Annotated in this window: 4 protein-coding genes; all 4 read left to right on the top strand. The window is 66.3% G+C overall.

The window, feature by feature from the left end:
- Nucleotides 1–3 precede the first annotated feature (3 nt).
- The 4 genes from PCK14_RS15670 to PCK14_RS15655 all read left to right on the top strand — a co-directional run bounded on the left by PCK14_RS15670 (nucleotide 4) and on the right by PCK14_RS15655 (nucleotide 15,611).
- Nucleotides 4–6,141 (top strand): Ig-like domain-containing protein, encoded by a 6,138-nt coding sequence (locus PCK14_RS15670; protein WP_269939445.1) that lies wholly within the window; start codon nucleotides 4–6, stop codon nucleotides 6,139–6,141.
- 228 nt (nucleotides 6,142–6,369) lie between these two features.
- A complete protein-coding gene (locus PCK14_RS15665) occupies nucleotides 6,370–8,295 on the top strand; it encodes an HNH endonuclease signature motif containing protein (RefSeq protein ID WP_269939444.1) in 1,926 nt (641 codons plus the stop codon).
- A gap of 172 nt (nucleotides 8,296–8,467) precedes the next feature.
- Complete coding sequence (locus tag PCK14_RS15660; RefSeq protein ID WP_269939461.1) at nucleotides 8,468–14,533, top strand: Ig-like domain-containing protein; 6,066 nt, start codon at nucleotides 8,468–8,470, stop codon at nucleotides 14,531–14,533.
- 106 nt (nucleotides 14,534–14,639) lie between these two features.
- Entirely contained in the window at nucleotides 14,640–15,611 is a 972-nt protein-coding gene (locus PCK14_RS15655) for an AAA family ATPase (protein ID WP_269939460.1), read from the top strand.
- Nucleotides 15,612–15,625: the final 14 nt, after the last annotated feature.

Below are 15,625 nucleotides of genomic sequence, written 5' to 3'. Positions count from 1 at the left end.
TTCATGGCTTTGAACGTTTTTGCAAACAGGTCCTCACGCAAGCGGTTTTACTCCGTTGGCGCGGCAACGCTGGTCTCCGGCGCCGTCGTGGCGGGGGCCTTGGTGTACCCGGGCTTCAGCACGGCCGACGTTGACCTCAACGACGGCAGCGTGTGGGTGACCAACCGCAGCCTGAACATGGTGGGCCACCTCAACGTCCCCTCCAAGGTCCTGGACGGCGGCTTCACTGCCACCTCAACCGGCTTTGATGTGCTCCAGGACGCCGGCACGGTCTTCATGGACAACGATTCCGGCACCCTCCTGAACCAGGTTGACGTCCCGGCCATGGCCCTGACCCAGGACACCCCGCTGGGCGGCAGCAAGTCCATCTCGCTGGGCCCGGCCATCACAGTGGTTGCCGATTCCGCCGCCGGCAAGGTCTGGGCCCTGCCCACATCGGCGGCTGGATCGTTCGATGAGAAGACCAGCAAGCCCATCCTGACGAAACTGGCCAACGCCAAGGCCGCCGTCGCCCTTAAGACGGACGACGGCGCGAGCCGGGTTTTCGCGCTCAACACCCGTGACGCCGTGCTCACCGAAGCGCGCGTGACGGCCGACGGCAAGGTCGCCGAAAGCAAGGAAAGCAAGATTGAGGGGCTGCCGGATTCGGGCAAGCTGCTGCTGACCACCGTGGGGGACAAGCCCGTGGTGTTCGACCCCGACACCGGGACCCTGTTCCTGCCCGGAAACAAGCGCGCCACGGTGCCCGAGGCGAAGGGTGCGGCGCTGCAGCAGCGCAGCGAATCGGGCGACTTTGTGGCGCTGGAGACTGGGAACGCCCTGGTGCTGCAGCCGCTCAACGGTGGTGATTCAACTTCTGTTGACGCCGGTTCGGTGGGCCGGCCCATCGCACCCGTGCAGCAGGGCGGCTGCGTCCATGCGGCGTGGAACGGCTCCAACCAGTACCTGTTCCATTGCTCCGGCGGCGACTCAAAGCCCGTCAGCATCCCCAAGGCCACGGCCGCCTCGCAGCTCGTGTTCCGCAAGAACCGCGACAACGTGGTGCTCAACGACGTGGCCGGCGGGGACGTGTGGCTCGTCAACCAGAACCTCTTGCTGGTGAACAACTGGGACGACCTCACGACGGACACGAAGAACGCCGAGGACGCGGACAAGGACTCCACCGACCCCAACGTGGTCAACACGCTGCCGGACCGCACCAAGCCCAATCGGCCGCCCGTTGCCGAGCCCGATTCCTTCGGCGTGCGCGCAGGCTCCACCGCCCTGCTGCCTGTGCTCTACAACGACTCCGACCCCGACGGCGACGTTCTCACCGTGCGTGACAGCGCCACCGAAATCAACGCAGGCACCTTGCAGGCCGTCTACGGCGGCACGGGCCTGCAAATTGCCGTGCCAGCCGATGCGCCCGGCGGCACGGAATCCTTCAGCTACACGGCCGACGACGGACGCGGCGGCACCGACGAGGGGACGGTCAGCGTGCGCGTTGTGCCGGAGGCCGAAAACTCCAAGCCCGTCTCGATGCGGCCCACCACCATGGTGGTGGCACAGGGCCAGACCATCACACAGAACGTGCTGGCGGACATGATCGACCCCGACGGCGACAGCATCTACCTCGTGGGCGCCACCTCCGGGGAAGACACAGGCCAGGTGAAGTTCACGCCCGACGGCGAGCTCAGCTACACCGACGACGGCTCCTCCAACGGCCTGCGCACCGTGACGGTCAAGGTCTCCGACACCCGCGAGGTGGCGGAGAAACAAATCAAGGTCAACGTGAAACCGGCCGGGGGAGTGCCGCCCGTTGCCAACGCCGACTACATGCGCGTGGTGGTGGGGCAGGACGCCATCATCGCCCCGCTGAAGAACGACCAGGACCCCCTGGGCGGCCAGCTCCGGCTGGCCAGCGTGGACAAGCCTGCCACGGGCACCGCATCCTCCATTGCCGACAACGGCACCTTCACCTTCACGTCCCAGACCGTTGGCGCCAGCTACCTGACGTACCAGGTGACCAACGGGCCGCAGAGCGCCACGGGGCTCATCCGCATTGACGTGGTGCCGGCCGCGGAGGAGCTGGCCCCCATCGCGGTCAAGGACATGGCGCTGCTGCCCCTGGGCGGCACCATCCTGGCGGACGTGCTGGGCAATGACAGCGACCCCGCCGGCGGCGTCCTGGTGGTGCGCGGCGTGGACGTGTCCGAGGATTCAGGCGTCTCGGTCACCGTGCTGGAGCACAACATTGTCAAGATCAGCGACATCCGCGACCCCGGCCGCCCTGTCGCCATCCAGTACACAGTCTCAAACGCCCAGGGCAGCGCCAAGGGGAGCATCGCCGTCGTCCGCATTCCGGCAGCCTCCACGCTGCAGCCGCCCACGGCGCGCCCCGACACTGTGGATGTCCGGGTGGGCGACGTGGCCCGCATCCCGGTGCTGGCCAACGACTACGACCCCAACGGCGACGTCCTCAAGCACCCCGAGATCACCACGGCCCCCGATGCGGCCAGCGGGAAACTCTGGGTTGACCAGGACTCGCTGCGCTTCCTGGCCCGGGACACCCCCGGCACGGTGACGGCCATCTACAAGGTCACCAACGATTCCGGGCAGCCGGATTCCGCCTCCGTGACCATCAACATCATTGCCGCGGACCCGGAACGCAACCTGCCGCCGGCGCCCAAGAATATTGAGGGCAGGGTCATCGCCGGCGGGCAGACCAAGATCCAGGTGCCGCTGGACGGCATTGACCCGGACGGCGACTCCGTGCGACTGGCGGGCGTGGACATTCCGCCCAGCCTTGGCACCGCCGTGGCCGGCAACGGCTTCATCCTGTACACGGCGGCCGGCAACTCCGCCGGCACCGACAAATTTACCTACCGCGTGCGGGACCGCCTGGGCGCAGAGGCCGTGGGCTCGGTCCATGTGGGCATCGCCCCCGAGGACTCCGTGAACCGGCCCCCGGCGGCATCCGATGACTTCATCGCGATGCGCCCCGGCCGCCAGGTGGCCCTGGACGTGGCGCTGAATGACAGCGACCCGGACGCCGACAAGCTGTTCGTTGACAAGAACGGCTTCGCGGGACCTGAAGAAATGAAGCCCTCCGTCACGGACCTGGGCCGCGTGCTGCTCACCAGCCCCGCCGCGGCGGGCACGGCCACCATGGGCTACACCATCAGCGACCCCTCGGGTGCCACCGCAACTGCCAACATCCGCATGACCGTCAGCCCCGATGCCCCGCTGCGGGCGCCCATCGCCCGCGACGACGAGGTCACTGCCCGGGAGGCGCTGGGCAAGAATACCGTCAGCGTGCCAGTCCTGAAGAACGACGAGGACCCCGACGGTGTCGCCGAGCAGCTGAACGTGACCCTCGTGGACACGGGCTCCGCCACGCCGTCGGGCGCGTCGGTGAAGTCCGACGGCAGCCTGCAGATACCCCTGGCGCCTGCCCCGCAGATGGTGCCCTACACAGTGACGGACCGGGACGGGCTCGCCTCGACCGCCGTCGTGTGGGTGCCCGGGCTGGACGCCCAGTACCCCGTGTTGTCCAACAACGAACCCATCAAGCTCCAGGCGGGAGAATCGGCCACGGCCAAGCTGGCCGACTACGTCAAGGTCCGCGACGGGCACACGCCGCGCATCACCCAGGCCGACAAGGTCCAAATGATTGGCGCCCCGGCCCTGAATGCGGTGACCAAGGATGGCGCCGGGCTCGTTTACAAGTCCAATGTTGACTTCTACGGCCCCGGCTCCATCACCTTTGAGGTCACCGACGGCAGCGGCCCCGACGATCCCGCGGGCTTGAAGTCGACCCTGACCATCATGACCGAGGTGGCCCCGGCGCCGGCAAAGAACCTGCCGCCCACGTTGCAGGGCACCTCGTTGACCGTGGCACAGCTGGAATCCTCCACCACCAAGCTGTCCTTGTTGGCCAGCGATCCGGAGAAGGACGCGCTCAAGTTCTCCGTGAAGGACCCCGGGGTGCCGGGCCTGAAGGCAAAGCTCGACGGCGCCAACCTCACCCTTGAGGCGGGCAAGGAGGCTGCCCTTGGCTCCGTGCAGTCGGTGGGCATCTCCGTCGAGGACGGGCACAACCCGGCAGTGACGGCCGAGATCACGGTGACGCTGACGTCCTCAACCAAGCCCAAGGCTGTGGCGAACGCCGATTCCGTGCCGGACGCACACGCCGGACGACTGGAAACCGTTCCTGTGCTGGACAACGACGTGAACCCGTTCCCGGACACCCCGCTGGACATTGTTGACGTCAAGGTGACCACGGGTGCGCCCGGCACGCAGGTGGCCGTGGCCGGAGGCAAGGTCACCGTGCAGGCACCGGAGGACTTCACCGGAAACGTCGTCGTGGTCTACACAGTGGCGGACAAGACCAACGACAAGGCCCGCTGGGTGGACGGCCGCATCACCCTGAACGTCAAGGGCAAGCCGGCCGTGCCTTCCGTGCCGCTGGTGCAGGAGGTCAAGAGCAAGGCGGTTCTGCTGAAGTGGACCACTCCCGTCGACAACGGCTCCCCGATCACCGCATACACCGTCAAGAGGAACGACGGCGGCACACAGGAGTGCGCCACCAACACCTGCCTCATCACCGGGCTGGTGAACGCCAAGCCGTACACGTTCACCGTGAGCGCCAAGAATGCCGTGGGGGAGTCGGCCTTCTCGAAGGCCTCGGCCTCCGCAACGCCCGACCAGCAACCGGACAAGCCGGCCCCGCCGACCATCGTGCGCGGTGACACGCAGCTGGAGGTCAGCTGGGTGACGCCTGTGGGTGAATACTCGGCCGTGAAGTCCTTCAACATTGAGATTTCACCCGTGCCTGCCGGGCAGAATCCGCAGAGGACATCCGCGGGCAACAAGATCACGTGGCCGGGCCTGGTCAACGGCACGGAATACACCTTCCGCGTCCAGGCGGTCAACAACTCACCCAAGCCGTCCGACTGGAGCGGGTACTCGCCCAGGCCGGTCAAGCCTGCGGGGAAGCCGTTTACGCCGGCGGCTCCGACCATCACGCTCCTGGACACCTTGGGAAACCAGAACCAGGTGCGCGTGGACTGGGCCCAGCCCAACCTCAACGGCGGCGAGTTGCAGTCCTACACCTTGACCACCTATCTTGACGGGGCGGCGCAGAAGTCCACCACAACCACGGCGCCCACGGCCACCGTAAGCCTGCCCAACGGCACAGGGAGCTACACCTTCCGGGTGGTTGTCGCCACGGAAGTTGCCCCGTCAGACCCCAGCGACCCCTCGGCCGGCAGGCGGTCCGTGAGCAGGCCGGGAACCGTCGGTGTTGTGAGCATTGCCCCGGCCAACACCGGCGCCGCGGGCGGGCAGGTCACCGTCAACTTCACGGCGCTCAGCGGCGCCGAGATGGGTGGCTCGAGCGAGGGCGAGATCAGCTATTACGCCAATGTCTCCACGGGGGCCTCCAATGTCCCCGTGGCTCCGGGCCAGGCGGTGGCGGCCGCCAACGGCCAGAACACCACTGTGACTGTCTATGCGAAGTCATCGGCCTTCGCCACGGCCGGCAATGCCTCGGCACCCTCCAACGCCGTGAAGCCCTTCGGGAATCCGGGAACGGCTGGCCTCAGCGGCAGCAACGGCGCGCAGGACAGCCAGAATGTTTCCTACTCGTGGAGCTTCCCGGGCGGGGCAACTGACACCGCCAGCGTCCAAGTGCGCATCAACGGCGGCGGCTGGTCCACAAAGAACGGCAACGGCAGTGCCTCATTCGACACCGGCGGCTACAGCACCACGGCCACCATCGATGCCCGGGCCATCAACTCGGTTGGCACGCCGGGCCCGGTGCAGACGGTGACGCCCAGGAGCGGGGCCAAAACGCCGCCTGCCCCGCAGGATTTCGTGCAGGTCAAGGGCATCTATGTCAATAGCTGCACCGAATCAACTGGTGGCGCGTACTCGGACGGACCACCCAAGTCCTGTGCGGGAACCAACTCCACGGGCGGGCCGAACCAGGGTGGTGCTTGGGCCAGCACCTCCGACGGCAACATTCCGGTCACCGGCTGCGGCAACCCCTGGGGCGGCGGCGGCTGGTACAAGATTGCCGGCAGCGCACGTCCAGGCATCGCCGGGCGCTGGGTCAAGGGCACCAACGTGACTGTGACCTCCGGCAACGTCCACTGCTAGGCATGCCCGGCCATCATTCGGTGGCCGGGCCTGTCCAAGCCACTACCGACGCCGCATCACTTAATGCTGGTTTTTTGCCAACGCTGCATCACCTTTGACGCCGGGCCTGTGCCCGGTGGTCGAGCCTGTCGAGACCCCCGGTGCGACCCGTCCCCGTCATGGGAAAATATCTCTGAGAACTTGTCCACAACCATGTCACTACTAGTCTATTTGATCTATAATTGATGTATGGGCGGTTCGGTGAATTTCCCGGCTGATCGGGAAGGTTCCTCCACCACAGGTGCTGTGGCGGAACTGCTGGATGCCTTCACCTTTCCCACCATCATTCCCCTGGCCACCGACATCGCCGCCCTGGAGGGTTTGCCGGATTATCCCGAGCCACTGCACCCCGGCCACCCGGACAACGAGGTCCCGGATTCCCGCCTGGGCGGGCTCCGTGCCCTTCAGGACAGCACCGCAACAGCCCTGTCAGCCCTGTCCCGGCACCAAAACCAGGCCACCGCGTTGAAAGCCGTGTTGGTGGAACGGATGGTCTCCGCGGCCGAGGCCGAAGCCACCGTGTTGGAGTTGGATCCGTGGCAGCGAGAAACGTCCCGGGCCGGGGTGCGGGCCGAGATCGCCGCGCTGTTCACCATCACCGAAGGCTACGCGGGGGCGTTGATGATCGATGCGGCCACCCTGGTCCGCCACCTCCCCGCCACCATGGAGCAGCTCTCAGCGGGGGTGTTGGGGTGGGAGCATGCGGTCATCATCGCCGAAGAAACCAGCCTGCTCCGCGCCGCCCACCTACCCCAGAACGTGATTGACGCCTTCGAGGAAGTCTTGCTGGGCAAGGCGGAGCACGCCACGCTGCACAGCTTCCGGGAGAAGGCCCGCCGCGCCCGGGAACGCGCCTACCCGGAAACCCTGGTCCCCAAAACAAGGCAGGCCTATGAGCGCCGGCAACTGGGGATCAGCCGGTCCCGGGACGGGATGGCCTGGCTCAACCTCTACGGCCCCTCACCGACCATCGAGGCGATCTGGACCCAATGCACCGCCACCGCCCAGGCGGCCCAAGGCCCCCACGAAAACCGCACCCTGACCCAACTAAGGGCCGACATCGCCGCCGCCCTCCTCCTCTGCCAAACCCTCGAGACCAACAACATCCACGCACCAGCACCCGCCGGTGACAGCGGCGGCAGCGGTTCCGACAGCCTCGCAGGGCCAGGTTCGTGGTTCAGTCGGGTGGAGCAGGAACCGGATCCCTGCCAGGGCGGGGCGTTCCCTGACCCCGACCGCCTCGGCCCCCGCTTCCACCCCTGGCAAGTCCCCGTCTTTGACGACCCCGACTACCAGGACCCAGGCTTCAAGGAGCCAGACCCGCGGAACCTGCCCGACTGGCAGGTGCCCGGCCAACCACCACACCTCACACCTGTTGGAATCGTGGGCGCAGCCGGGCCCGGAACCAGCCAGAACGGGACTGGTGTGACCGGATTCGGGTGTGGGGTGTGGCCGCCCCTGCCACAGGTCACCCCGATCCTGTTGGTGCCGGCGTTGTCGTTGCTCGGGTTCACGGACGAGCCGGCCTGGATGCCAGGAGCAGGCCCGATCAGCATCGAGGTCGCCAAGTACCTCACCGCCAACGCACCCAGTTTCTACCGGGTCCTGGTGGACCCCATCAGCAACCAGCCCCTGGACGCGGCACCGGACATCCACCGGGTGACGAAGGCCATGCAGACCAGGCTACTGATGCGCGATGAGTACTGCGTGTTCCCGGGCTGCACCGCCCGGGCCGTGAACTGCGAAACCGACCACCTCCACGCCTTCGCCACGGGCGGGCCCACCACCTACGACAACCTCGAATCGTTGTGCCGGTTGCATCACCGGCTCAAGCACCACAAGGACGACAGAACCCGCAACGGCCATGTGCGCACCGAGCAGTCCTTTGCACGTCAGTCGGTCCACCCCCGCGCCTGGAGCCCCCGCAAAACCGAAGAGGGCATCGAATGGACCAGCCCCACCGGCCACCAACACCCACCCGAGCAGCCGGACACCCAGCCACCGGTCTACAACGAAACCCTCAAAACCCTCATCGACGCCACCCTGAAGGCACTCCAACAACGCCAGGGAACCACCAAGGACGGCGACCCCGACGCCCACCCCAAAGCGGCCTGAACGTTGCCGCCAAGAAGGGTGGCCCAAATCTCCCAGACGTACGGGCACCCTAGGTTGCCATGACGTGGAGTTTCCTGAACAATTCGATGGGCTAATTATTAGATAAGGGAAGTGCATTTCTTTGGCGTCATTGTCTACAAGGGCTCTCCGAAACAAGCGACTTTTGAGCTCGGTGGGCCTGTTGGGCGTCGTCGCCGCCGTCGTGGCCGGGGCAGTTGTCTACCCGGGGTTCGCAACAGCCGACGTCGACCTGAACGACGGCAGCGTATGGGTGACAAACCGCAGCCTGAACATGGTGGCGCACTTAAACTCGGAATCGAAGGAACTCGACGGCGGGTTCGCCGCCTCTTCCGACAATTTCGACGTACTTCAAAACGCGGCCACCGTTTTTATGGACAACGACGCCGGAACCCTCATGAACCAGGTGGACGTGCCAGCCATGGCCCTGACCCAGGACACCGTCATGTCGGGCGCGAAGTCGCTGTCCCTTGGCTCTTCACTCGTTGCCATCTCCGATCCCGTCGCGGGCAAGGTATGGGTCATGCAGCCAGGAGCCGTCAGCTCCTTCAGCGACAAGACCACGGCCGCAACGCTCTCTGCCATGCCCAATGCGAAGGCCGTGGTTGCCCAGTCAGGCAAAGGCGAGGTCAGCACGGTTCTTGCACTGAACCCCGAAACCGCCCAGCTGACAACGCTGAGCGTTGAGCCGGGCGGCCATGTGGTGGACAAGAAGACGGATGTGGTGGCCGGGCTGCCGGATTCCGCCGACCTCGAACTCAGCAGTGTGGGCGGCAATGCCGTGGTCCTTGACCCCGCCACAGGCACCCTTTTCCTGCCCGGCAACAAAAAGGTTGCCTTGGCAGGCGGCAAGGGCGCCCGCCTCCAACATCCCAGCGTGGACGCAGACGCCGTGGCCATTGAGACGTCAGCTGGCATGGTGCTCCAACCCCTGGACGGGCAGGCAGCCACTGAAGTTCCCATGAAAACGGCCGGCCAGCCCATTGCCCCCATCCAGCAAGGCGGGTGCATTCACGCGGCATGGGGCGGCTCCAACCAATACCTCTTCCATTGCGCCGGGCAGGACCCCGCATTCCAGACCATACCGGGCGCCAGCGCGGCCTCACGCCTGGCCTTCCGGCAGAACCGCGACGTGGTGGTGCTCAACGACACGGCAGGCGGGAATGTCTGGCTGGTCAATGACAACCTCAGGCTCGTCAACAACTGGGACGACCTGAAGGCCGACATGAACAAGTCCGACAATCCGGAAAAGGACTCGGCAGATCCCAATGTGGTCAACACGCTGCCCGACCGGACCAAGCCCAACAGGCCACCGCTTGCAGTTCTGGACAGCTTTGGGGTCCGCCCCGGGGCAACTTCCATCCTGCCGGTCCTCTACAACGATTCCGATCCCGACGGCGACGTCCTCACCGTCCGCGGGGCCGAGGGCAAGCTCCAGAGCGGCGAGATTGAAACCATCTACGGAGGCACGGGTCTCCAGCTTGTGGTGCCGGCAAGCGCTCCGGCAATTTCAGAAACGTTTGTCTACACCGCCAATGACGGGCGCGGCGGCGTCGGCCAGGCCAATGTCACAGTCCGTGTGGTTCCCCAGGATGAGAATTCCGCGCCAGTGTCCCTGCGCCCCACCACCATGGTGGTCGCCCAGGGGGCGTCCATCAGCCAAAACGTCCTCACCGACATGATCGACCCCGACGGCGATGACATCTTTCTGGTGAAAGCCGTCGCCGGTGACGACAGTGCCGAGGTGAAATTCACCCCGGACGGCCAATTGAGCTACCTCGACAATGGCAAGGACAGCGGACCCAAGAAGGTGACCGTCACGGTGTCGGACAACCGGACCACGGTGGAAAAGACGATTGCCGTCTCGGTCAAGCCCGCCGGCTCGGTCCCGCCCGTGGCTAACGCCGACTACGTGCGCGTGGTGTCAGGCCAGTCGGCCGTCGTCGCGCCGCTGAAGAACGACCAGGACCCGGCCGGGGGAGAGTTGCGCCTGGCCAGCGTGGACAAGGCAACGGCCGGAACCGTGTCCACAATCTCCGACAACAACACCTTCAGCTACACGGCCACGACTGTGGGTTCGGTCTACTTGACCTACCAAGTCACCAATGGGCCGCAGAGTTCCACCGGCCTGATCCGCATCGAGGTGGTCGCCCCGGATGAAGCGCTGGCCCCCGTTGCCGTGAAGGACATCGCCATGCTGCCCACGGGCGGCACAGCCCTGGTGGATGTCCTGGAGAACGACTCCGACCCTGCCGGCGGGATCCTGGTGGTGCGCTCCGTGGACGTGCCGGAAGATTCGGGGCTGTCTGTCACCGTCCTGGACCACCAAATTGTCAAGGTCACCGACCTGCGCAGCAACGGCCAGCCCGTGGCCATCAAGTACTCGATCTCCAACGGCCACGCCAGCTCCTCCGGCAGCATCTCCGTGGTGCAGATCCCCGCACCCGCCACCGTGCAGCCGCCGGTGGCCAAGGAGGATTCGGCCGTGGTGCGGGCCGGCGACGTGGTCCGCATCCCCGTCCTGGCCAACGACCTGGACCCCAACGGGGAAGTTCTCAAGAACCCCGAGATCACCCAGGCACCCGAAGAATCAATGGGGAAGCTGTGGGTGGATGAAAACAGCCTCCGCTTCCTGGCCGGACCCACACCGGGGACAGTGTCGGCCGTCTACAAGATCAGCAACAGCTCCGGCCAGTCCAGCTCCGCCCAGGTCAGCATCACGGTGGTCCCGGAGGACCCCGAGCGCAACCTGCCGCCGGCACCGAAGAACATCCACGGCCGCGTCATCGCCGGATCAAGCACACGCGTGCAGGTCCCGCTGGACGGGATCGACCCCGACGGCGACTCCGTCCAGCTCGTGGGCATCGACCTTGCCCCGGCCCTCGGCACGGCAACGGTGGGCAACGGTTTCATCAGTTACACGGCTGCGGGCAACTCTGCGGGCACGGACTCCTTTAGCTACAAAGTCAGGGACCGCCTCGGCGCCGAAGCCGTGGGCCAGGTGCGGATCGGCATCGCCCCCGCTGAGGAAAGCAACCACCCACCCAAGACTCAGGACGATTTCATCACCATCAGGCCCGGGCGCCATGTGGCCCTGGACCTGCTGCTCAACGACGCAGACCCCGACGGCGACCCGCTGGCCGTGGTTGCCGACGGTTTTGCCGGCCCGGAAGAGATGCAGCCGTCCGTCACCAAGCAGGGCCGGGTGCTTGTCACCTCGCCGCAGGAGGCCGGCGTCGCCACCTTGAGCTACACCGTGGCCGATCCCTCGGGGGCAACTGCCCGCGGAACCCTCCGCATGAGCGTCACCCCTGACGCCCCGCTGCGTGCCCCCATTGCCCGGGACGACACCGTCACTGTGCAGGAGGCCCTGGGCAAGAACACAGTCGACGTCCCCGTCTTGAAAAATGATGAAGACCCCGACGGCGTTGCCGAGGACATGCAGGTCTCACTGGCCCGGCCCACGGAAAACGCCTCCGTCGGGGCGGACGGCACACTGCGCGTCCAGCTTGCGGCCACGGCGCAGATGATCCCGTACACGGTCACGGACCAGGACATGCTCGAGGCCACCGCCGTGGTCTGGGTGCCCGGCACAGGACAGCAGTACCCGGTCCTGAAGAAGAGTGATCCGATCAAGGTCCAGGCGGGCAATTCAGCAACGCTCGACCTCAACGACTACGTCAAGGTCAGGGACGGGCGGACCCCGCGCATCACGCAGGCGGACAAGATCAAGCTCATCGGGGCCGCGCCGGCCGGTGCCGTCAATTCCGCCGGCACCGGCATCAAGTACGCTGCCAACACGGACTTCTTCGGCCCCGGGTCCATCACCTTTGAAGTCACCGACGGCACGGGCCCCGATGACATGGAGGGCCTGAAGTCGACGCTGACGGTCATGACCGAGGTGGCGCCGTCGCCGGCCAAGAACCTGGCCCCCACCCTCAACGGCACCCAGCTCGACGTGGCCCAGCTTGGGTCAGCCACCCTTGACCTGTCCAAGCTGGCCTCGGACCCCGAAGGGGACCCGCTGGCCTTCAAGCTCGCAGGCACCCGTCCCGCCGGGGTGTCAGCCTCCGTGGACGGCGCGCGCTTGAAGGTCGAGGCGTCCAAGGATGCAGCACTGGGCAAGACGCTCGAGCTTGGCATCGAGGCCAGCGACGGCAGCAACGGGCCGGTCGCCGCCACCGTGACACTGCGGGTCACCTCCTCCACCAAGCCGTTGGCAGTGGCCAACGAGGACAGGGTCCCGGACGCCCATGCCGGGCGCCTGGAAACCGTGGACGTCCTCAGCAATGACACCAACCCATTCCCCGACACGCCCCTGAAATTGGTCGACGTCAAGCTCATCACCGGCGCCGCGGGCACCGCCGTGGCCAAGAACGGTGGGTCCGTGGCCGTCACCGCGCCGGAAAACTTTACCGGCAACGTGGTGGTCGGGTACACGGTTGAGGACAAGACCGCAGACAGGAACCGCTGGGTGGACGGCAAGATCACCCTCAACGTCAAGGGTCGCCCCGCCGCCCCCGCCGCGCCACGCATCCAGGAGGTCAAGAGCAAGCAGGTGATGCTGCAGTGGACCACCCCGGCCGACAACGGCGCCACACTGACGGGGTACACAGTCAGCAAGAGCGACGGCGGCACCCAGGAATGTGCCACCAACACCTGCCTCATCACGGGGCTCAAGAACGGCGCGGCCTACACCTTCACGGTCAAGGCCACCAACAGCGTGGGCAGCTCGGAGTTCTCCCGGGCATCGGCCAAGGCCACCCCCGACGCCGCGCCGGACACCCCCGCGGCCCCCGTGGTCAAGCGGGGGGACCAGCAATTGGACGTCAGCTGGGAAACGCCCACGGGGGAGTACTCGGCGGTGAAGAGCTTCAATGTGGAGATCTCCCCGGCCCCTGCCGGGCAGAACCCGCAGCAGAGCGTCACGGCCGGCAACAAGCTGAGCTGGACAGGCCTGAGCAACGGCACCGAATACGCCTTCAGGGTCCAGGCCGTGAACAATGCGCCGGAACCATCGGCGTGGAGCCGCTACTCCGCCCTGGGCAAGCCGGCAGGCAAGCCGTTCACGCCGGGCGCACCGACCCTGACGGTCCTGGACACGCTCGGCAGCCAGAACCAGGTGCAGTTGGATTGGGTGCAACCCGATCTCAACGGCGGAGGCCTGAAAAACTACACCGTGACAAGGTTCCTTGACGGGGCCGTGCAAGGCACGCTTGCGGCAGGCGGCACCAGCACAGTTGTGTCGCTGCCCAACGGGGCCGGCAACTACACCTTCGCCGTGTCCGTCTCCACCGAGGTGGACATCTCCGACCTGGGGGCGCAGTCCGCGCCGCGCCGCTCGGTCAGCAAGCCCGGGCCGGTCACGGGGCTGCGGATCACCGAGGCCAACACGGGAGCTGCCGGACGGCAGATCCTGGTGGACTTCACCCCGCCGCAGGGTGCAGCGCTGGGCGGTTCCGCGCCCGGCGAGCTCAGCTACACGGCCACCGTCAACGGAGGCATCGGCGGCACTAGCATCATCACGCCCGGCATGTACCTCCCGGCCACCAACGGGGCAGGGACCACCGTCACCATTGTGGTGTCCTCCAGTGCCACCACCGAGAAGAGCGGGCCGGCCACCTCCAATGCAGCCACGCCCTATGGGGTTCCCGGGACACCCGGCATTGCAGCCGGCGGAAGCGGCACCGGCGACACGCGCGCCTACTACTCGTGGGATGCACCCGGGGCCAACACCGACTCGGTGGCCGTGCGCATCAACGACGGCGGCGGTTTCGGTGCCGAGATTCCGGCCAAGAACGGCAGCGGGTCAGTGGACCTGGGCGGCCCCAACCGGAGCCGGGACATTCAAATCCAGTCCAGGAACTCACGCGGCGACTGGGGCCCCATTGCCACGGCGACGGCCCGAAGCGGCCCGCCCAGGCCAACCACGGCACGGACGGATCCCGGGATTGGCGGCAACAGCTGCACCGTCCCGCTGGTCGGCGGTGACTTCCACTGGCGCCCCTCGGCCAACCCCGAGGAATGCAACAAGGTCCAGAACACCTCGGCGGACCCCGGCGGGCAGTGGCTTTCCTATGGTGACGGTGAGGTGCAGATAGACAGCTGCGCCAACGTCTGGCCTAGTTCCGGGAACTGGTACCGCATCAGCAGCGGCCGCCTCACGGGTTACTACGTGCTGCCCAGCAGCGTCAACGTCACCGGTCCGCCGCCCTGTTGAGCGGAATCCGGCCCCTAATGGCGAGTAACGCCAATTAGTGGATAAACTGTGGCAGGTTTTTGCTGCAGACAGTGCATGAACAAACACGATCGAAAGAAGAATGACTATGTCCATGACGCCGGAACAGGCCACGTGGTTTGCAGGTACCTTTGAAAAGCTTGTCGCCAATGTAGGCCAGGCCATCCTGGGCAAGTCCCAGGTCATCAGCCTGACGCTGGCGGCCATGCTCGCGGAAGGTCACGTCCTGTTCGAGGATGCACCCGGAACCGGCAAGACCATGCTGGCCCGCGCCCTCTCGGCAACCGTCAAGGGCACGCACTCGCGCATCCAGTTCACACCTGACCTGCTGCCCTCCGACGTCACCGGCGTCATGATCTACGACCAGAAGGTCCAGGAATTCGAATTCCACAAGGGCCCCATCTTCGCCACCATTGTGCTGGCCGATGAAATCAACCGCGCCTCCCCGAAGACCCAGTCAGCCCTGCTGGAGGTCATGGAGGAGTCCCGCGTGACCATGGACGGCACCACCTACGAAACGGGCCGCCCGTTCATGGTGCTGGCAACCCAGAACCCCATTGAGCAGGCCGGAACGTACCGCCTCCCCGAAGCCCAGCTGGACCGCTTCCTGGTCAAGACTTCCATTGGCTACCCGGACCACGCCTCCACAGTGCAGCTGCTCTCGGGCTCCAGCCAGCGCGACCGCACCTCCACGCTGCAGGCCATCATCACCCCGCAGGCCGTCTCCGAGATGGCAGACCTGGCCTCGACCACCCACGCCGACGCAGCCGTGCTGGAATACATCTCCCGCCTGTGCGAAGAGACCCGCAACGCGCCCGAGACCCGACTGGGCGTCTCCGTCCGTGGCGCCATCGCCATGGTCCGCATCGCCAAGGTCTGGGCTGCAGCCAAGGGCCGCAACTATGTGCTGCCCGACGACATCAAGGAACTGGCGCCCTACGTGTGGACGCACCGTTTTGTCATGGACCCGGAAGCGGAATTCGCCGGCGCCACCCCCGAGGTGGTCCTCAGCCGCGTCCTGGCCGAGGTTGCCGCACCCCAGCAGCGCGCATCCGCCTAAGCCTGCGCCCCCCA

The sequence above is a fragment of the Arthrobacter sp. HY1533 genome, from assembly GCF_027568515.1.
Lineage (GTDB): Bacteria > Actinomycetota > Actinomycetes > Actinomycetales > Micrococcaceae > Specibacter.
The sequence above is the reverse complement of the archived record's forward strand: the minus strand, read 5'-3'. Positions and strand labels throughout refer to the sequence as shown.

Coding starts and splice junctions, on each gene's coding strand:
- PCK14_RS15655 (WP_269939460.1), top strand. CDS start 14,640: ATGTCCATGACGCCGGAACAGGCCACGTGGTTTGCAGGTACCTTTGAA.
- PCK14_RS15665 (WP_269939444.1), top strand. CDS start 6,370: ATGGGCGGTTCGGTGAATTTCCCGGCTGATCGGGAAGGTTCCTCCACC.
- PCK14_RS15670 (WP_269939445.1), top strand. CDS start 4: ATGGCTTTGAACGTTTTTGCAAACAGGTCCTCACGCAAGCGGTTTTAC.